Annotated in this window: 33 protein-coding genes; 28 read left to right on the top strand and 5 right to left on the bottom strand. The window is 56.4% G+C overall.

Annotated elements, in window-relative coordinates:
- Positions 1-67 precede the first annotated feature (67 nt).
- From ASH01S_RS05360 to ASH01S_RS05375, 4 genes are all read right to left on the bottom strand, one after another.
- On the bottom strand, positions 68-421 hold the full coding sequence (locus ASH01S_RS05360; RefSeq protein WP_067924774.1) for a DUF4064 domain-containing protein: 354 nt from the start codon (positions 419-421) through the stop codon (positions 68-70).
- Between the two features lie 75 nt (positions 422-496).
- Positions 497-1,438 carry an exonuclease domain-containing protein gene (locus tag ASH01S_RS05365; protein WP_067924777.1) on the bottom strand — a complete coding sequence of 314 codons (942 nt, stop codon included), beginning with the start codon at positions 1,436-1,438 and terminating at the stop codon, positions 497-499.
- A 23-nt stretch (positions 1,439-1,461) separates the two neighbouring features.
- Positions 1,462-1,875 (bottom strand): ImmA/IrrE family metallo-endopeptidase, encoded by a 414-nt coding sequence (locus ASH01S_RS05370; RefSeq protein WP_067924779.1) that lies wholly within the window; start codon positions 1,873-1,875, stop codon positions 1,462-1,464.
- A gap of 29 nt (positions 1,876-1,904) precedes the next feature.
- The gene (locus tag ASH01S_RS05375; RefSeq protein ID WP_217996297.1) at positions 1,905-2,312 is read right to left on the bottom strand and encodes a helix-turn-helix domain-containing protein; all 408 of its coding nucleotides are present in this window, start codon (positions 2,310-2,312) and stop codon (positions 1,905-1,907) included.
- A gap of 144 nt (positions 2,313-2,456) precedes the next feature.
- On the opposite strand from ASH01S_RS05375, the gene ASH01S_RS05380 reads away from it, so the two are divergent.
- Positions 2,457-2,684: a helix-turn-helix transcriptional regulator gene (locus tag ASH01S_RS05380; RefSeq protein WP_067924782.1), complete on the top strand. Its 228-nt coding sequence runs from the start codon at positions 2,457-2,459 to the stop codon at positions 2,682-2,684.
- A gap of 13 nt (positions 2,685-2,697) precedes the next feature.
- Positions 2,698-2,850, top strand: a complete 153-nt coding sequence (locus ASH01S_RS18405; RefSeq protein WP_157067006.1) for a hypothetical protein — start codon at positions 2,698-2,700, stop codon at positions 2,848-2,850.
- A gap of 4 nt (positions 2,851-2,854) precedes the next feature.
- Here ASH01S_RS18405 and ASH01S_RS05385 read toward each other — a convergent pair whose 3' ends face one another.
- A complete protein-coding gene (locus tag ASH01S_RS05385; protein ID WP_067924784.1) occupies positions 2,855-3,034 on the bottom strand; it encodes a hypothetical protein in 180 nt (59 codons plus the stop codon).
- An 83-nt stretch (positions 3,035-3,117) separates the two neighbouring features.
- Between ASH01S_RS05385 and ASH01S_RS18810 the strand changes: the two genes are divergently transcribed.
- From ASH01S_RS18810 to ASH01S_RS05505, 26 genes are all read left to right on the top strand, one after another.
- On the top strand, positions 3,118-3,885 hold the full coding sequence (locus ASH01S_RS18810; protein ID WP_169794186.1) for a phage regulatory protein/antirepressor Ant: 768 nt from the start codon (positions 3,118-3,120) through the stop codon (positions 3,883-3,885).
- Between the two features lie 336 nt (positions 3,886-4,221).
- The gene (locus ASH01S_RS19640; RefSeq protein ID WP_373278546.1) at positions 4,222-4,410 is read left to right on the top strand and encodes an HNH endonuclease; all 189 of its coding nucleotides are present in this window, start codon (positions 4,222-4,224) and stop codon (positions 4,408-4,410) included.
- A gap of 7 nt (positions 4,411-4,417) precedes the next feature.
- Positions 4,418-4,663, top strand: coding sequence for a helix-turn-helix domain-containing protein (locus ASH01S_RS17840; RefSeq protein ID WP_245628941.1), 246 nt, complete (start codon positions 4,418-4,420; stop codon positions 4,661-4,663).
- A 286-nt stretch (positions 4,664-4,949) separates the two neighbouring features.
- Positions 4,950-5,462, top strand: a complete 513-nt coding sequence (locus tag ASH01S_RS05405) for a helix-turn-helix domain-containing protein (RefSeq protein WP_067924786.1) — start codon at positions 4,950-4,952, stop codon at positions 5,460-5,462.
- 11 nt (positions 5,463-5,473) lie between these two features.
- Positions 5,474-5,842, top strand: coding sequence for a hypothetical protein (locus ASH01S_RS05410; RefSeq protein WP_067924793.1), 369 nt, complete (start codon positions 5,474-5,476; stop codon positions 5,840-5,842).
- Positions 5,829-5,957 carry a hypothetical protein gene (locus ASH01S_RS19475; RefSeq protein WP_281178196.1) on the top strand — a complete coding sequence of 43 codons (129 nt, stop codon included), beginning with the start codon at positions 5,829-5,831 and terminating at the stop codon, positions 5,955-5,957. Before ASH01S_RS05410 ends, ASH01S_RS19475 begins: the two co-directional genes overlap by 14 nt.
- Positions 5,954-6,157 carry a hypothetical protein gene (locus ASH01S_RS05415; RefSeq protein ID WP_067924794.1) on the top strand — a complete coding sequence of 68 codons (204 nt, stop codon included), beginning with the start codon at positions 5,954-5,956 and terminating at the stop codon, positions 6,155-6,157. The genes ASH01S_RS19475 and ASH01S_RS05415 overlap by 4 nt, the downstream gene beginning before the upstream one ends.
- On the top strand, positions 6,154-6,519 hold the full coding sequence (locus tag ASH01S_RS05420; RefSeq protein ID WP_067924795.1) for a hypothetical protein: 366 nt from the start codon (positions 6,154-6,156) through the stop codon (positions 6,517-6,519). Before ASH01S_RS05415 ends, ASH01S_RS05420 begins: the two co-directional genes overlap by 4 nt.
- Complete coding sequence (locus tag ASH01S_RS05425; protein WP_067924796.1) at positions 6,516-6,767, top strand: hypothetical protein; 252 nt, start codon at positions 6,516-6,518, stop codon at positions 6,765-6,767. Before ASH01S_RS05420 ends, ASH01S_RS05425 begins: the two co-directional genes overlap by 4 nt.
- Complete coding sequence (locus ASH01S_RS05430; protein WP_067924803.1) at positions 6,764-7,297, top strand: host-nuclease inhibitor Gam family protein; 534 nt, start codon at positions 6,764-6,766, stop codon at positions 7,295-7,297. Before ASH01S_RS05425 ends, ASH01S_RS05430 begins: the two co-directional genes overlap by 4 nt.
- Entirely contained in the window at positions 7,297-8,133 is an 837-nt protein-coding gene (locus ASH01S_RS18950; RefSeq protein WP_174520718.1) for a single stranded DNA-binding domain-containing protein, read from the top strand. The genes ASH01S_RS05430 and ASH01S_RS18950 overlap by 1 nt, the downstream gene beginning before the upstream one ends.
- Positions 8,134-8,172: 39 nt before the next feature.
- Entirely contained in the window at positions 8,173-8,451 is a 279-nt protein-coding gene (locus ASH01S_RS05440; RefSeq protein WP_067924806.1) for a hypothetical protein, read from the top strand.
- Positions 8,432-9,340, top strand: a complete 909-nt coding sequence (locus tag ASH01S_RS18415; protein WP_067924810.1) for a hypothetical protein — start codon at positions 8,432-8,434, stop codon at positions 9,338-9,340. The genes ASH01S_RS05440 and ASH01S_RS18415 overlap by 20 nt, the downstream gene beginning before the upstream one ends.
- Positions 9,297-10,637, top strand: a complete 1,341-nt coding sequence (locus ASH01S_RS05450) for a replicative DNA helicase (protein WP_083516844.1) — start codon at positions 9,297-9,299, stop codon at positions 10,635-10,637. Before ASH01S_RS18415 ends, ASH01S_RS05450 begins: the two co-directional genes overlap by 44 nt.
- Positions 10,634-10,840, top strand: a complete 207-nt coding sequence (locus ASH01S_RS05455) for a hypothetical protein (RefSeq protein WP_067924813.1) — start codon at positions 10,634-10,636, stop codon at positions 10,838-10,840. Before ASH01S_RS05450 ends, ASH01S_RS05455 begins: the two co-directional genes overlap by 4 nt.
- Positions 10,833-11,054, top strand: a complete 222-nt coding sequence (locus ASH01S_RS05460) for a hypothetical protein (protein ID WP_067924815.1) — start codon at positions 10,833-10,835, stop codon at positions 11,052-11,054. Before ASH01S_RS05455 ends, ASH01S_RS05460 begins: the two co-directional genes overlap by 8 nt.
- Positions 11,038-12,195 carry a DNA cytosine methyltransferase gene (locus ASH01S_RS19645; protein WP_083516845.1) on the top strand — a complete coding sequence of 386 codons (1,158 nt, stop codon included), beginning with the start codon at positions 11,038-11,040 and terminating at the stop codon, positions 12,193-12,195. Before ASH01S_RS05460 ends, ASH01S_RS19645 begins: the two co-directional genes overlap by 17 nt.
- Positions 12,192-12,596, top strand: coding sequence for a hypothetical protein (locus tag ASH01S_RS05470; RefSeq protein WP_067924819.1), 405 nt, complete (start codon positions 12,192-12,194; stop codon positions 12,594-12,596). The genes ASH01S_RS19645 and ASH01S_RS05470 overlap by 4 nt, the downstream gene beginning before the upstream one ends.
- Positions 12,597-12,884: 288 nt before the next feature.
- On the top strand, positions 12,885-13,364 hold the full coding sequence (locus ASH01S_RS05475) for a hypothetical protein (protein ID WP_067924822.1): 480 nt from the start codon (positions 12,885-12,887) through the stop codon (positions 13,362-13,364).
- 17 nt (positions 13,365-13,381) lie between these two features.
- Positions 13,382-13,654: a hypothetical protein gene (locus ASH01S_RS05480; protein WP_245628942.1), complete on the top strand. Its 273-nt coding sequence runs from the start codon at positions 13,382-13,384 to the stop codon at positions 13,652-13,654.
- A 10-nt stretch (positions 13,655-13,664) separates the two neighbouring features.
- Positions 13,665-13,967 (top strand): hypothetical protein, encoded by a 303-nt coding sequence (locus ASH01S_RS05485; protein ID WP_067924824.1) that lies wholly within the window; start codon positions 13,665-13,667, stop codon positions 13,965-13,967.
- Entirely contained in the window at positions 13,960-14,148 is a 189-nt protein-coding gene (locus ASH01S_RS05490) for a hypothetical protein (RefSeq protein WP_067924826.1), read from the top strand. The genes ASH01S_RS05485 and ASH01S_RS05490 overlap by 8 nt, the downstream gene beginning before the upstream one ends.
- Positions 14,145-14,354, top strand: a complete 210-nt coding sequence (locus tag ASH01S_RS05495) for a hypothetical protein (protein WP_067924828.1) — start codon at positions 14,145-14,147, stop codon at positions 14,352-14,354. The genes ASH01S_RS05490 and ASH01S_RS05495 overlap by 4 nt, the downstream gene beginning before the upstream one ends.
- On the top strand, positions 14,351-14,881 hold the full coding sequence (locus ASH01S_RS05500; protein ID WP_067924829.1) for a Holliday junction resolvase RecU: 531 nt from the start codon (positions 14,351-14,353) through the stop codon (positions 14,879-14,881). The genes ASH01S_RS05495 and ASH01S_RS05500 overlap by 4 nt, the downstream gene beginning before the upstream one ends.
- A 13-nt stretch (positions 14,882-14,894) precedes the next feature.
- Entirely contained in the window at positions 14,895-15,032 is a 138-nt protein-coding gene (locus tag ASH01S_RS18430; RefSeq protein ID WP_157067010.1) for a hypothetical protein, read from the top strand.
- Positions 15,033-15,130: 98 nt separating this feature from the next.
- Positions 15,131-15,631: an ArpU family phage packaging/lysis transcriptional regulator gene (locus tag ASH01S_RS05505; RefSeq protein WP_067924830.1), complete on the top strand. Its 501-nt coding sequence runs from the start codon at positions 15,131-15,133 to the stop codon at positions 15,629-15,631.
- The last annotated feature ends 13 nt before the right edge of the window (positions 15,632-15,644 follow it).

Consider the following 15,644-nt stretch of genomic DNA (forward strand, 5'->3'; position numbering starts at 1 on the left):
ACCTACTTTTGTTGAGTAGAAAAGGCCCCAGGAGGGGCCGCATATGAACTTTAGGCGATATGGATGTTCACATGGACTGCGATGATTCCTGTGGCGCCTTCGCCTTCACAAACAGGCTCATGATCCCAGGGATAATGAGCAGGATGCCAGGCAAGATGTAGAAGTACGAAACACAGATGATCCCGGCTATGCCGCCGATGAGCATCAAGATGCCAGCGACCTTCGCATAGTTCTTGACCAGGATAGCTCCGACAAGACCGACGATGGAAGCGAACACAGCACCCCACCCCAAACCGGTTACTTGATCGGAACCACTGGCGCCAAATGCGCTACCGATGCCGCCCACCACCATGGCCATGATGCCAGCGATGATACCGAATACAGCGCCAATGATCCCTAGTACCATAGATGCAGTTCTCATTCTTCCATTCCTCCTCGTAAATCTATATATCCCAACCCCATGTGAGGGAGAATGGGCCAAATATATGCTTAGTATTCAAACAACCTCCCATGCAATAAATATCGATATGGGGATGAGCATCACTAAGATGAACGAGGCTGCACACCCATTTGCCTTCTTAGCGCTTGGTTTTGATGATGCCATGGAGGACTGCTTCACTTCGGTCTCTGCCCGACTGGTCGCCGCCTCTACCCAAATCGGTTCTGGCGGCGTGCTTACGGCCGCTTCTACACTTGCAGGAACGGAATCCAGAGACGGTTTCATTTCTTCATCTTCCAAGCTGATATGTATCCTTATTCCATCACATTCTGACTCTGGTAATTCCTCATAATGCTCCAGGAACCAATCGATATCGAAGGGATCATATTTGACAGGTTCAGCCTTCGGATATTTTTGATCCCTGCTTCTTGGAAGAGCGCGCTTATGTGTCAATTGATAAAAGTATGTCTCTCGATCTCCGATGTTGAGTAATTTTAGAGCGGCCAGTACATCTGATTCAGCGCGATGCGCATAGTCTCTATCGATAACATAATAGTCGAGCAAGAACTGAAGCGACCTTTTCTCAGCGCCATACTCCTTCCATGGTATCTGGCGCATGGAACACTTCCATTTCTTTTTGGTTGCGCTATAGAATAGCCCCTCCACAAAGGCACGATCAAATTCTGCATTATGCGCCACTAGAAAATCTGCCTTGCGGATCATAGCGTCGATGACATCCATGCGCAATGTTTTTCCCTTTACATCTTCATTTGTGATTCCATTGATGCGCGTTGCTGACTTGGGGATGGGTTTGGATGGCTCACGCAATCCAGTATAAAGCATGGCTACTTCAGGGATGCGCCCAGTGAAGATATCATACTCAAATAGGGCGATTGAAAATTCGATTATTTCATCGTTCAACGGTGATAGTCCCGTTGTTTCCACATCAACAAACGCCGCCCAATTAGTGATAGGTATATATTCGCGAGGTTGATCCATGCCTAACCCTATCCCCCTAATCTTTACGTTTTATCAATAATTTCCATAGGTATATGATTCCGAAGATAGAAGTCACGAATTGACTCACCTGGTCCAACCTGATCGGGATAAGCGAGAAACTCCACCGCGAACCGATTGGCCTCGCGCTCGAATCGACCGGGGCAAAATAGGGTCTGCTCTTCGATAAAGTAGTACCCATATCCTCTGTGCAGCCGATCATGCCCCAGCTCATGCGCGCAAACAAAGCGTTTCCATTCACTGCGCAGAGACTGGTTAATCACGATGAATCTCCGCCGAAGAACTCGCACGTAAAAGCCGCGAACATGAGGTGGGAGTTGTTCATAGCTGATGATGATTCCTAATCGTTCTGCCACGTCGAAAGGAGAGGTTGTTCTGTATCTTTTGGCGAGACTTCTGGCGCATTGTCTGATGTTCATGCAAGTTCACCCATACCATAAGGGGGAAGTCAGTCCTTGTCACTTCTTTTGCGCTTGTTCATCTTTTTTGCGTCCCAGAAGATGCCCTCGAGGACGCGCTGTACCATTGCTCGATCTTCATCTGTCAGCGGCACGCCATCGAACATTATTTCTGTGTTGCCGAGAAACTTCTTCAAATCACGTTTGTCCCGTGATGTAGCCCAATCTGGTGCTGTTACCTTATGTTCTGGAGTCGGGTCATCGGTTCGCCCCGCAAGATAATCCATAGAAACATCAAACAGGTCTGCAAGTTTGACGAGTGTTTCAGGATCTGGATTTCGCTTCCCATTCTCGTATTGAGTGTATGCCTGCCTCGTGATCCCAAGATGCTTTCCGACATCAGATTGTGTCATCTTCTTTTGCTCGCGTATTTTCCGCAGGCGATCACCAAGATCCACTGCTTATCACATCCTCTGATATCAAGATAACGCAACAGGTTGTGACTATAAACCTATGAAACAAATTGAGTCATATAGGGTTGACTAGAAACGAATCGTGACATATAGTAAAGGCAACGAAACGTGACGGGGGGTGAAATAGAAATGGACAGTCGATGGCTCGAACGCATACGCAAATCAAAGGGCATGACACAAGAACAAGTCGCAGTTCGAGCGGGAGTCAGTCGTCAGTATATCGGGATGCTTGAGGGAGGACATAGGAAACCAAGTGTTCCGATTGCGAAGCGGATCGCCAATGTCCTTGAGATCCCTTGGACGATTTTTTATGCCGATCAATGTCACGAATTGTTTCTAGAAGATCACACCGCCTAAGGAGGTGACAGGAATGGACGTTATCAAGATCCTGCAGCAACAAATTGAGCAACTGCAGGAGAGGATAGCAGCGAATGAGCGTGACCCTGATTGGTTGGCGTGCCACAACATGCTCATCCGCTGCATCGAGCTCTACACCAACCTTGTGCAACGCGGGTATCGGTGAATATCTATTCACCTCTTACCGCGGATTCGATGGACCGGTAAATCGTGGCATACGCATTACCGATCATTTCAGAAACCGTCTCGTTCCATTCCGGGTTGTCGGCGGCTAACTGGAACGAAGATGACAAAGGCAAAGTCAACTCTTTAGCTGCTTGTATCATGGCAACCACCGTTTCAGTAGTCATTCTTTACACCTCCTTCCGTGGCTGATGGGCGGCACCAATCAACTTCCACGGAGGCGAGGAAAATCCTGCAAGGAGGTGCAGGCATGAACCAACTGGTCTTCGTCGTCAACGACCGTCCGGTAACTGACAGCCTGACGGTGGCGACTGTGTTCGGTAAGACCCACGACAAGGTGCTTCGTGACATTCGCGAGCTTGGATGCAGTGAGCAATTTCGACTCTCCAATTTTGGAGAGTCCTCATACACCAACAAACAGGGCCGCGAGATGCCCAAGTACATCATGACCGAACAGGGGTTCACTCTCCTGGTCATGGGCTACACTGGGCCGCGTGCCATGGAGTTTAAAGAACGCTACATCGCAGAGTTTGAACGGATGCGCAAGGAACTGCAGACGCGGCATATGGTCGAGCAGTTCAACCTTCCTCGCAACTATCCAGAAGCGCTCCGGGCGCTTGCGGCGGCCGCCGAGGAAGCCGAGAAGATGCGCCAGCAGCTAGAGGAGCAGGCTCCCAAGGTCGCGTTGTATGACGTGGCGATGCAGGCACACAACAGCATGACGGTCGGCACGGTTGCGAAGGAATTGGGCATCGGCCCTAACAAACTGTTCGCATTCCTTCGTGAGAAGAAGGTTCTCATGTCGTCAAGCGGCGCGCGGTGGAACCTGCCCTATCAGGAATACATCGACGCTGGTTACTTCGAGGTTCGTCAATACACCATCACGCACAAGCAATCCGGCATTGAAAACAAGTCGCAGACGCTGGTCACGGCGAAGGGTCTCGACTTCATCCATCGGTTGCTGAGGAAGCATGGCTGCTTGCAAGAAACGCAGGCGGTGACAGTCGGTGAGCGCTGACATCTGCCTCTTGCCGAGTGCAGTCCAGGATATATTTGAGCACTTCACAGACTACTGCGCGTCCGAATTCGGATGCGACGCAAATATGACAGACAGTTTTCTCGCCTTCACCGAGTTTCTTGATAAGTACTGGCCTGACATGCTTCCTGCAGCTAAGTCGATGTGGGAGTGGCGGGACCGTATATGAGGCGCATGCCACTTCAACGCAAGACTCCGCTCCGGCGGACCAGTTCCTTGAAAACCAAACAGCCAATGACCAAGCGACGCAGCGAGCGCGCACGCGCAAAGGACTTCCCGGCGTCAGTCAGGCGCATCGTGTACGAGCGCAGCGGTGGCATGTGCGAACTGTGCGGAGTAAGACGGATCGCCCATCTGCATCATGCCATCTTCCGAAGCCAAGGCGGTTCCGGAGAACTCGCCAACGCTATTGGCCTTTGCCTACCGTGCCATGAAGCGGCGCACGCGCACCGGGCAGTCCGGGAGTGGTGTGTGAGCCGCGCACGAGACCTAGCAGAAGGGATGTGAGCTAACGGTGACAGAGCAGCAACTTCCGCCAGTCCTCACCATGGAGGATGTGGCGAAGTATCTGCGCATCGGACGCACAACGGCATACGAGCTGGCGCATCGGCCAGACTTCCCGGCCGTTCGCATCAGGCGCTTGGTTCGCGTGAACCGCGAGGCATTCCTTCGGTGGTGTGGTCACCCAGAATACCAAGGTGCCGAATCATCGGGCGACGACGCGAACCAGGATGCGGACATCGCGGTGATTGGTGGCTAGTTCATCTGCCAAGTCATCGATGATTTCCTGTAGGAATTCCATTATCGCTTTCGCCTTTGGTGAGAGGGTTTCAAGTTCCATGTCAATCATCCTTTCGTTCCGCAGGGGATGCGGGGCCGGCAGGCGCCGGCCGGGGAGAGTCCACAGGGGGTGAAGATATGTAGTCGAGAGGCTGTCGATATGAGGCAGTGAGTTGTGAGGAGTCATCAGAGGTTCTGGAGACAGAGTAGCACGGTCTTCTGTGTACGTTGGCAACCGAATCAGGACAGACAGGAGTGATCAAGGGGTGAGTTTGGGACAAGCCATCACGATTAGTCGCGTGGCCCGTGGTCTGAAGCGGTCAGACTTGGCGGAACTTGGCTACACCGAATCGATGCTCGGGAAGATCGAGCGTGACGAACGCCGGCCGGCGAAGGATATGGCGCCGCGGCTCGCGGAGAAGCTCGACCATCCGGCCCTATATGCAGAACTGACGCGAGAGTTGACTGGCGGTGTTGGGCCATCATGGCTGACCGGCCCGAATGTGGACCTACACAGGGCCAGCGTCCGTGAGAAGTGCCTGGAGGAACTTCGCGAGGCGATGGATGCCATTCACCGATGCCCGGCATCGAAGCCGCCGGATGCGGAACTGGAGCCGGACAGGCGAGCCCGATACCAGCACCTCATCCAGTGCTTCGACGCCTGGGTGGCGCTATGGGTCTACATGGGCGTGCAGTGTCTGGAGTACGGATTCTCGATGCTCAAGTTGAGCCGAGACCACTTTCACAAGCTCAGACAGCGGCGATACGTCGAGGCGTGAGGAGGGAGAGCATGAGCACACCGAAAGGCGAACCGTGGTACGAGCAGTACGTGGAAGCACTCATCGAAAGTCGCCAGCGTGCCAACTTCGTGGAGTGGCTGTTTAAGGAGTGCGACCACCACATTGGGAGCCTAGCGCTGGACGTACAGGTGCTGCGCAGGACCGCAGAGTTGTTACGAGGGCGCCAAGACGCGGCAGGACTCAGTGGAGCAGCACTTCTGGATGGCGTAGCCACGATGATTGAGCGCGACATGTACCGATTCGCGAAAAAAAGAAAGACGCTCGCAGACCAATACGAGCGCTGGGTGAAACCCGAAAACAAAAAGTTCGATTACATCCATTCTATCACAACGGAGGCGAAGGCGTATGACCGAGTTTGACCGGCAGTGCAACGTGACCGCCTTACTGATGCGCAAGCTACTGATTCAGATGCATGCGGAACCAAAGCATCCCTGGTGGGCGTTCTGGCGGCGGAAGGAGGCGACGATCGGATGATCCGGAGGTTTTCCGAGGGGCAGCGAGTTCGCATCACGGAAGGCAGCATCCGCGCCCCTGGGTGCACAGGCGTGGTCACGTGGGTCGGCGTGCTGGCCTGCGACGTGCAGGTGGATCTGGGTGGCGGATTCTTTCGGACGGTGACGGTGTGGCAGCGATATCTGGAGCCAATCGGAGAGACGGAGGCGGTGAAGTCATGAATGAGCAAGCACTGCAGATGATTCGGGAACGAGTGAGCAAAGCGACTGCAAGCCACTGGTTTGTCGGTGGAAAGAAGCCCAATGAAGAAGTTATGGTCGTTCTCGCTGGCGATTACGCCCTTGAAGGAGAACCTGACCTGGTCGTTGAGGTGTGGGGATCGGAAGATATCATAGCCGACGCGCTTTTCATCGCCCATGCACCTGCCGATGTGAAGAGTCTGCTCGACGAAGTTGAGCAACTACGTGGAGCAATGAGATTGGCGCTCAAGGACCTGAACAATTTTGCCTACGATTTCGCTGCAGGTACACTTCGCGAGGCTCTGGGTGAGGAAACCACATCACAGGATGTGGTGCAAACATGAGCGCCCTACGCGTGACGGACGTAGCCCCGCAGGACGCTCCCACGGCGGTCTGCCCCTGCTGCCAGGGCGTCGAGGACGAGCAGGACATGGTTCCCGCCTTCTATGACGGCGAGGTGCAGCCGCTGTGCGAGGGGTGTGTGACCTCCTCCTGCTCCCTCTGCGAGGGATGCGACAGGTGGGTGCATGAGAGCGAGATGGAGCGGGATTGGCTGTGCTGCGAGTGCTATGAGAGGAGGCAGACGGCATGAGTGTGGCAGAGATGGACCTGTACGACTACCTGGATGCTCAGGATGAGCAGGAACAGCAGGATCGGGGTTTCGTCGTAGACAGCCTGGAGAAGGCCGAGTGGTGCATGCGGAAGCTGGCCAAGATCCACCAGCAGGACATGGCCGACGAGGAACTGGCACAGCACGAGATCGAGCGTATCCAGGCGTGGCTTCAGGCGCGCAAGGAAACGCGCCAGCGATCCCGTGAGTACTTCGAGGAGAAGCTGCGACAGTACCACCAACGTCTGCTGGACGAGGACCCGAAGGGGAACCGGACTGTTAAGCTCCCGCACGGGACGCTCAAGGCGCGCAAGCTGCCCGACAAGTGGGACTACGACGACCAAACCATCATCGAGTGGGCGAAGGCCAATCAAAGCATGTCGCTCATCCGAATCAAATACGAGCCGGACAAGAAGTTGATCAAAGAGTACGTCAAGACAACCGGTGAACTTATCCCCGGCGTGACCATCACGCCGCAGGGAACGAAGTTCGACGTGGAGGTGGATGTGTGATGGCAATGCCAGTGCAAGTGGTGGAGGGACAACAGGCGATCAACTCTCTGTCCCTCATTGAGAACATGGACGTTTCCCGAGTTGCGGAAACGATGAACAAGATTGCCCAGTTCCAAACGGTGGTGCAGAAGACGCTCAAGGCCAAGCACGACTACGGCGTCATCCCTGGCACGGAAAAGCCGACGCTGCTGAAACCTGGAGCAGAAAAGATCCTCATGCTGATGGGCCTTAGCAGTTCCTATGAAGTCGTGGATAAGGTGCAGGACTATGACGGCGGCTTCTTCGCTTTCACTGTGCGGTGCCTGCTCAGTCGCAACGGCCTACTCATCACGGAAGGCGTAGGGCACGCGAACACGCGTGAGAAACGATACACGTCACACAAAGAGGGCAAGTCACCGCCTGACCCCTACACGCTGGCCAACACGGTGCTCAAGATGGCGAAAAAGCGGGCTCTAGTGGACGCGGCACTGACGGTGGCCAGCCTATCGGACATCTTCACGCAGGACCTCGAGGACATCGACATGGATGCCGGAGGCGGACGTACCAAGCATTCTAACCATTCGTCCGGAGGCCGTCCTGCCACGGATAAGCAACTCAACTTCATTTCGCGCAAGGCTAAGGCCAAGGGAATCAGCGATGCCGACCTGGATGCCTTCGTACAGGCGCAGCTTGGCAAGCACGTCGACGAACTAACTTCCAAGGAAGCGTCGGCCATCATCGACGCGCTGGACTCCTACGAGCCGCCGGCTAAAGGTGCGCCGTCGCCGGCACCCGAGGACGATCCGTTCGCGGAGACGGCGCCGCTAGATCTGAGAGACGAGGACTTGCCGTTCTGATACGCGGGGCGGCTTCGGCCGCCCTGGGAGGTGAGACAGTTGCCGGTGATAGATCCGGAAGTATCTCGTGTCGCACAAGAGTTCATTGAGCAACTCGTATGGTCGCACGATGCCAACGGTCCCTATCTGGCCGACTGCCCACGCAACAACCTGCGCGAGTGGCTACGAGCCAACCATCCCGAGATGATGGGCAAGACTGATGCGCTATACGATGCAGTGCATTTCTACTGGCCGGTGGCAAAGGACAACAGAACAGGCCGCTACCAGTTTGTAAGCCCGTTCAACGAGGTGGAAGCACATGCCCAACCGCATCGTTAAGGAGTCCATACGCACCTCAGATACTCTTGCCTCCATATCTGCCGATGCGGAACGGCTGTTCTGGAGACTGGTGGTCTCTGCCGATGATTTTGGACGGTTTGATGCGCGTCCGAACATCGTACTGGGCCAGTGCATGAGCGCCTTCCTTGGCACTTTCACCGCCGAACAGGTGGAAAGCTGGTTGAGCGAGCTGGAGCAGGCTGGGTTGATCCAACTGTACACAGTCGAAGGCAGACGGTATCTCGTGTTGACTAAATGGGACAAACACCAGCGCAAGCGGGCAAAAGACAGCAAGTTTCCATCGCCTGACGAAGCATACGGACATCCGCTGTCACATGACAGCGAGCGCGGTCAACTGACGACAAATGATGCCCCTAACGTAAACGAATTCGAAAACGAATACGAGAACGAAAGCGGCAGCGGTAACGAGAACGAACAGACACACGATACACTGCCGCCGCTGCCGGACGAAGAAAACTTGGACATTGAGGCCTACACCCAGGAAGTCGAGCGCCAGATGGTGGTCTGTGGAAAGACGAACTATATCGCCAAGAAAGACGATGCTAAGGCGATTCGCAAGTTGTACGACAGCGGGGTGCCTATCGAATTTGTCCGCAAGGGGATCGCCAAGTCTTTCGCTCGCAACCCAGACATCGGCAGTTTCCAGTATTGCTACAAGGTCATCGCAGACGATTGGGCGACGGAAATGGCGAAACGCACGCCGCAGACGCCTATCGACTTTGTGGCCTATCGAAAAGTGGCAGCAAGGGCCTCGCCGGAGCCTGTGGTCAGGGTGCCCGAACCGTCGCAGGAACGCATGGAACTCATGAGGAGGCAGATGGAACGTGCAAGACGTCTCGCAGACAGCACTGACGGCGGAGGAAGCTGAGGTATACCTACTGGCGTCGCTCGTCCAGCAACCGAGTTTGTGCGACGAGGTGACATTGGATCCCGAGGATTTTTCGCGCGAAGATCACCAACTCGTCTACCGCGCCATACGGTGGCTCTACGAGACGGGGAGACCTGTCACCCCGCCCGTTCTGATGCAGAAACTCTCAGGCCGTGTGCACGATCTCGAACACCTGACCGATGTGCTGGACGTCAACAAGTACGCGATCCCCTGGGCTGTGAAGGAGCATGCGCGCATCATCCGCGACGTGGCGATGAGAAAGCGCATGGTACGGGCTGCCCAGCGCATGATGGAGATTGCGCAGACAGCGGAACGCATCGACGACGAAAGCCTAGCGGAGGTCGAAAGAGCCTTTGAAAGCATCGGGGATGCGGCGGCCGAAGAAACCGGGCCTGTGCATCTTGGCGAGTTCTACCACGGATTCAAAGCGCAACTGAGAGACCGCCAAGAAGGGCGGAGTGGCCTGTGGGCAGGCGCCGACACAGGGTTCCCGAGCCTGAACGCATGCATTGGTGGCTGGAGACCGAAGCGCCTCTGTGTCGTGGCCGCTCGACCGGGCATGGGGAAGTCGGCATTCATGCTGCGCACGGCCCAGGCGGTCGCAGAGCAGGACGCGGCGCTCGTTTTCAGCCTGGAGATGGGGTTGGACGAACTGGCAGAGCGAACCACGGCATCACGGGCAGCGGTGCCGTTGACATACTTGCGGGACGGATCGTTCGACGAAACAGCGTGGGACCGCATTGAGCGGCTGGAGGAACTGCTGGAATATGAGCACCTGTATGTAGACGATACGCCGCAGGTTACCACGGCCTATATCCGCTCCAGGGCGCGCCGGATACGTCGAAAGGTGCCAGAGGGAAAGCAGCTGGTAATCTTCGTGGACTATCTGCAGATCGTGAAGGCGACATTGAGGACGCGCAACCGGGCTGAAGAGATCGGGGACATCAGCATCCAACTCAAGGCTATAGCGAAGGAACTGGACTGCTGCGTGGTAGCACTGGCCCAACTGAACCGGGCTGTGGAAAACAGGCAGGACAAGCACCCGATTCTCGCGGACATACGGGACTCGGGCCAGATCGAGCAGGATGCCGATATCATTATGTTTCTCTATCGCGACGAGTACTACAATCCGCAGACGGACAAGCCGAACACCATCGAGGTCATCGTGGCCAAGCATCGAAACGGCCCGCTTGACCGATTCGACCTGACGTTCAACAAGCAGTATCAGATCGTCGAAGAGTTACCCGATCCAAGAAAGGAGATGCAGGGTGCATGACCCATGCAACCGAGACGTCCATCCGCGTGGGCGACTATGTAATCGTCCCGCTGTACCATGGCAAACACCGTGACAAGCGCAGCGTGACGGATGCGGAGCCGACCGGCGGAAAGGTGGTATATGCAAACGACCGATTCGCGGTGGTGCGGCTCGATAACGGGTACTGCGAGAGTTTCTGGCTGGAGGACGTGCAGCGTGTCTGACTACACCGTCCTGGTGGACGGCAAACAAGTGGGCCGCGCGAAGAACAAGGCCGCAGGCGTGAAGGCCATAGACATCGTGGTGCAAAAGCTCCACCGCAAGCCCGGCCACACATACAGGGTGGAGCTACTGGACAGCGAAGGCCAGCGGCTGCGGGTGGCCTACTTGCCGCCGGGGCCAGAGGAGGTGGAGGGCGGCGATGCTCACACACCTTAGCCTCTTCAGCGGGATCGGTGGTATTGACCTAGCTGCTGAATGGGCCGGATTCGTGACGGTTGGCCAGTGTGAGATGGCCGAATATCCGTACCACGTCCTGTGCAAGCACTGGCCAGACGTGCCGAAGTGGAGGGACGTACGGGATGTCACAGCAGACAGTGTTAAAGCAACAGGCATCAAGCGGGTGGATCTACTCTCAGGTGGCTTCCCTTGTCAGCCTCATAGCCTGGCAGGCAAGCGCAGAGCAAGCGATGACGAGCGGGACCTGTGGCCGGAACTCGCTAGAGTCATTCGCGAAATTAGGCCCCGATGGTTCCTGGGCGAGAACGTACCAGGGCTTTTGTCAAGTGAGACTGGACGGTTCTTTGGAAGAGTTCTCAGGGACTTGGCCGCGCTGGGGTATCGCGTTGGATGGTGTGTGTATGGTGCCACGGACGTTGGAGCGCCCCACAGAAGAGATCGAGTCTTCATCGTGGCCTACTCCGACCGTGAACGGGAATTACAACCGCAAGGGAGCATCAACGAACAGCGGAGATGGATTAGAGACGGCAGTGAAGATGTGGCCAACTCCGCAAGCTCACGATGCGCAGAAGGGATATGCGGAACGAGTCGGGAGGTTCGGAACGAAACATGGTGGCCGCAATCTGAACGACTGGGTACTTTGGCCGACGCCGCAAGCGCGGGATTATCGCAGTGGAGATGCGCCGGATTCACCACGAGCGAAGCGGAAACGGGAGCAGGGATGGAGCCCAAACCTGAACGATACGGTGTTATGGCCGACACCAGCGGCACAGGACGGGAAGAACAGCACGCTTCCACCGAGTCAGAAGGACCGGGACACGGTGCCGGGTGCCGTGATGCGGAGCGGGCAGACTGGCCAACTCAATCCGGATTGGGTGGAGTGTCTAATGGGGTTCCCTATCGGATGGACGAGCATAGATGGCCCGCTGGATTCGGAGAAGCGCAGTTTGACTGGGAGCCGCCGCGAGTCGTTGGTCCATACACACGAGGTGGTCGCAAGCAGCTTCCATACCCAGTGATGCGGTATCGGGCGCAGAGGTTGCAGTGTCTCGGAAACGCAGTAGTGCCACAGCAGGTGTACCCGATACTACGGGCCATAGCGGAGGTGGAGACGGGATGACCGATGACGAGCGCCTAGCGAGGATGTCTCGCAAGGAGATACATGCAGAGATCATCCACCTGTCAAGAGAACAGGAAGAATACGAGCGTGAAATTGCGTATCTGAAAGAGCAACTGGAAGACCGCGACAGGCAGATAGCGGAGTTGGAACACCGGATTGATCGATTTCAAGCCGCAATTGGAACTGAATGCCCTATCGGTGATCTCGACTTAATCACATCACTTCGGGCGCACAAACAACATTTGATGGAATGTATTTCCGAATCACAGAAGCAGAACGCCATCATGCGGGAGGCGCTACAAAAGGCGCGGTCGTACATCCGTGGCTATGCCTGGGGCAGCAGTGAAGCCTACGAGGCGGTGCAGGCGATAGACGTCGCCCTGGATCAGGCGGGCGAATAGAGGACGAAAGGGGCGTGTGAGGGATGGGTAATGTGATCCATATTCCCGAGAATGCGTGTCCCTTCTGCAGAAAGAACGAGGCCACACAGTTATGTGATTTCGTCGTCGATTACATTTGGACAACTATTCCAAGCCGCTTCGGAAGACAAACGATCACTTGTGACAACCCGATGTGCAAGGAGTGCGCAACAAATGTAGCAGGACACGAGTTCTGCCCGGTCTGCAAAGAGCTATACGACTATGTGCGGAGCCATCACGAGCGGCATGGATGAAAGGAGCGTGTGAGGGATGTGTGACGCTGAAATGGCACTAGGAACACAAGTGGAACGGCTGCAGAAGGCAGTCCGTGACTTCGCTGAGGAACGTGATTATTTCATGCGTAAAGCAACCGCCTACAACGAGCAAGTCGAAACGTTGAAACAAGAGAAAGAACGCCTGTTGGACGCACTGCGAGATGCGGTTGGTGCGCTGCGATTCTTCGCTAGCGCGTTTGGAGCGGCGACAGCTTACGAGGCCCTCGCCTCAATCGAATCCAAAGTGCCGCGTGAGTGGCTGGAAAGGAGCGAGGAAGGAATGAGTGATGTCGTCAAGTGGTACGACTTTGAGGGAGATCGAAGTGGTTGTGATGACTGGTGCCGTGGATGGGACGGAACCAGCTATCGGTGTGACTGCGGGAATCGGCGTGTCTCATGGGCGTGTTCAAAGAGGGACTGCGTGTGTAATGCAGAGGACGAAAACTGCCCAAACCGCGTCGCCGCGGCTTGGTGAGGAAGGAGCGTGTGAGGATGACCAGCGCACTTGACGGACTGGACATCCGCGAACCCGTGCGGTGGTTCGCTCGACAAATGGAGTTGAAACTCCGCGAGAACGACCACAAGGGCGGTTGGTTGGAATGCGACGTGTGGTGGCTGTTTTCCAGGCTATACGAAGAAGTCGCCGAACTGCAGGAGGCGATGTACGAGGTCGCTGCGGGAGACGCCAGCCGCGAAAAGGTGATCCGGGAAGCCGCGGACATCGCCAATTTCGCCATGATGATCGCGGACCTGGCACGAAAGTAGGTGACGACGCATGACTAGCGCACTTGACGGACTGGACACCCACGCCAGAGCCGAGGCCATCATTGGCCCGCTGCGGGTCGAGCGGTTGGAGAGGGCCGGGCTGACGGTGGTGGATCGGAACAGGTTGAAAGCGTTGGAACGGCTGTATGGGGCGTGCCAGAGGCAGAAAGCAGCGGATATAGAGTTCGCTCGACTCGCACAACCCGGTGGATACATGAGCCGCAGCGAACACATGGCCATGAAGCGATGTGACGAAGCAGAGGCAGAGATATGGAAAATCGTCCGGGAACTGGAGGCGATGGAGCGTGGATGAGTATCAGATAGAATTCGGATCCGTGACGCGAACGGTTAGTAAAGACCATCTGCGGCACATCATCGAGATGGAAATGGGGAAAGTCGGACAGGCAGAGAGCATATTCAGCCTTCTGGACAGTGGCGCAGAGTATTGGACGGGCACTGCGACGATACGAAAGGTGGAGGCGATGGAGCAGTGAGCAAACGATTCCGCGTGACAGTGGAGTTCGCGCATGGGGTGCGGCACACCTTCGACGGTTTGACACCCGAACAGGCAGTGTCGCTGGAAGAGTGGGCGCAAGGCTACGATGACGACATCGTGACTACGAAGTTTAACGGGAAGACCTATTATCTCAACCGCGACTACCTGTGCAGCATGGTTGTGGAGGAGGCGGAGGGCGAGTGAGTGCGACAGCCTACGGGAACCGAGGAGCAGCGTTGGAGATGCTCATCAACCATACCAACGAAGTCTATCGCGCACGCGGCTGGGCCGTGGTCACGAAGAGACCGACTCCCGTGGCTATCGTTCGGACGAAGGGAACACGCATCCTGTCCGCCTACCTGGAGGCGAAGAGCACCGTGGACTACGAGGGAGTCTACCATGGCCGCAGCCTGCAATTCGAGGCGAAGTCTACACGTGAGACACGCCGGTTCCCGCTGTCGAACTTCCACGAGCATCAGATCGAGCATATGCGCGCATGTCTGCAGCAGGGCGCCGTGGTATTCGCCATCGTGGAGTTCACGCGAGTGGATGAGCGGCTGTATGTGCCAGGGAAGCTCATCCTGGACGCATGGGATCGATGGAAGGCAGGCGGGAAAGCGAGCATACCCCGCGAGGACCTGGAGGAGCAGTGCTACCGGATACGGAGCGGGCGCGGAGTGGCGGTTGATTATCTGGCCGTGGTGGACGAGCTACTTCATCAGACGGCGTGAGGAGGTGCAGGGTGTGCATGCGTGGTGGATAGCCGCTGTGGGGCTGCTGGTGGGCGTGCCGTTCGGCGGGGTGCTGGTGCTGGCGGTGGAGCAGTGGTCATGGCGGCGAAACTGGCGGCGCATTGAGCGTCAGCGTGAGCGGATACGCTGAGAAAAAGGCGGCCCCACATTGGGGCCACAGAACCGCCCCCGTGGTGGGGGCCAAGAGGAAAACCAGATTTCCTAGACTCTACCACGGGGGCGATGCGGATGCAACTGGACTTGGGCCTGCGCAAGGTGGACAAGACACGAACGCGGCAGATGGTGCGGGAGTACTTCCGGCTGTATCGGTATCGCAAGCGGCTACTGGAAGCCGATATGGAAGAGCGGCCACAGGAACGCAAACCACTGCCAGGCTATGAGCATGCAGCAGATCCGCGCACAATCCGCCCACCGGGATTCGGCCCGTCAGAGCCGCGCGGGTTGTACCCGGATATCGAGGACGACCCGAAAGACCGGGAGCGTCGCCGGTTCTGCCGTGAGGTCGAGCGCGCCGTGGATGCTCTGCCGGAGTATCAGGCGCAGATCATGCGGAAGTTGTATATGGGTCATGAGCCGAGCCCGCGGAACCCCGCTCCGACCGACCTTCAGGTGTGGCGGGAACTCTACGAGGCGGGGTGGTATGTGTCGGAAAGGTACTACGACGAGCAGAAGGCGCAGGCGATATTCCGCCTGGCCGAGACGTGGGGGATCACACAGTATGTAGAGTAGCCGCCCGATGTGG

It is taken from the genome of Alicyclobacillus shizuokensis NBRC 103103 (assembly GCF_001552255.1).
Classification (GTDB): domain Bacteria; phylum Bacillota; class Bacilli; order Alicyclobacillales; family Alicyclobacillaceae; genus Alicyclobacillus_G; species Alicyclobacillus_G shizuokensis.

Coding starts and splice junctions, on each gene's coding strand:
- ASH01S_RS19640 (WP_373278546.1), top strand. CDS start 4,222: ATGTGCGAACTGTGCGGAGTAAGACGGATCGCCCATCTGCATCATGCC.
- ASH01S_RS19475 (WP_281178196.1), top strand. CDS start 5,829: ATGACCGAGTTTGACCGGCAGTGCAACGTGACCGCCTTACTGATGCGC.
- ASH01S_RS19645 (WP_083516845.1), top strand. CDS start 11,038: ATGCTCACACACCTTAGCCTCTTCAGCGGGATCGGTGGTATTGACCTA.
- ASH01S_RS05485 (WP_067924824.1), top strand. CDS start 13,665: ATGACTAGCGCACTTGACGGACTGGACACCCACGCCAGAGCCGAGGCC.
- ASH01S_RS05470 (WP_067924819.1), top strand. CDS start 12,192: ATGACCGATGACGAGCGCCTAGCGAGGATGTCTCGCAAGGAGATACAT.
- ASH01S_RS05475 (WP_067924822.1), top strand. CDS start 12,885: ATGTGTGACGCTGAAATGGCACTAGGAACACAAGTGGAACGGCTGCAG.
- ASH01S_RS05425 (WP_067924796.1), top strand. CDS start 6,516: ATGAGCGCCCTACGCGTGACGGACGTAGCCCCGCAGGACGCTCCCACG.
- ASH01S_RS05380 (WP_067924782.1), top strand. CDS start 2,457: ATGGACAGTCGATGGCTCGAACGCATACGCAAATCAAAGGGCATGACA.
- ASH01S_RS18950 (WP_174520718.1), top strand. CDS start 7,297: ATGGCAATGCCAGTGCAAGTGGTGGAGGGACAACAGGCGATCAACTCT.
- ASH01S_RS05365 (WP_067924777.1), bottom strand. CDS start 1,438: ATGGATCAACCTCGCGAATATATACCTATCACTAATTGGGCGGCGTTT.
- ASH01S_RS05455 (WP_067924813.1), top strand. CDS start 10,634: ATGACCCATGCAACCGAGACGTCCATCCGCGTGGGCGACTATGTAATC.
- ASH01S_RS05430 (WP_067924803.1), top strand. CDS start 6,764: ATGAGTGTGGCAGAGATGGACCTGTACGACTACCTGGATGCTCAGGAT.
- ASH01S_RS18810 (WP_169794186.1), top strand. CDS start 3,118: ATGAACCAACTGGTCTTCGTCGTCAACGACCGTCCGGTAACTGACAGC.
- ASH01S_RS18415 (WP_067924810.1), top strand. CDS start 8,432: ATGCCCAACCGCATCGTTAAGGAGTCCATACGCACCTCAGATACTCTT.
- ASH01S_RS05410 (WP_067924793.1), top strand. CDS start 5,474: ATGAGCACACCGAAAGGCGAACCGTGGTACGAGCAGTACGTGGAAGCA.
- ASH01S_RS05505 (WP_067924830.1), top strand. CDS start 15,131: ATGCAACTGGACTTGGGCCTGCGCAAGGTGGACAAGACACGAACGCGG.
- ASH01S_RS05385 (WP_067924784.1), bottom strand. CDS start 3,034: ATGACTACTGAAACGGTGGTTGCCATGATACAAGCAGCTAAAGAGTTG.
- ASH01S_RS05370 (WP_067924779.1), bottom strand. CDS start 1,875: ATGAACATCAGACAATGCGCCAGAAGTCTCGCCAAAAGATACAGAACA.
- ASH01S_RS05480 (WP_245628942.1), top strand. CDS start 13,382: ATGACCAGCGCACTTGACGGACTGGACATCCGCGAACCCGTGCGGTGG.
- ASH01S_RS05415 (WP_067924794.1), top strand. CDS start 5,954: ATGATCCGGAGGTTTTCCGAGGGGCAGCGAGTTCGCATCACGGAAGGC.
- ASH01S_RS05420 (WP_067924795.1), top strand. CDS start 6,154: ATGAATGAGCAAGCACTGCAGATGATTCGGGAACGAGTGAGCAAAGCG.
- ASH01S_RS05360 (WP_067924774.1), bottom strand. CDS start 421: ATGAGAACTGCATCTATGGTACTAGGGATCATTGGCGCTGTATTCGGT.
- ASH01S_RS18405 (WP_157067006.1), top strand. CDS start 2,698: ATGGACGTTATCAAGATCCTGCAGCAACAAATTGAGCAACTGCAGGAG.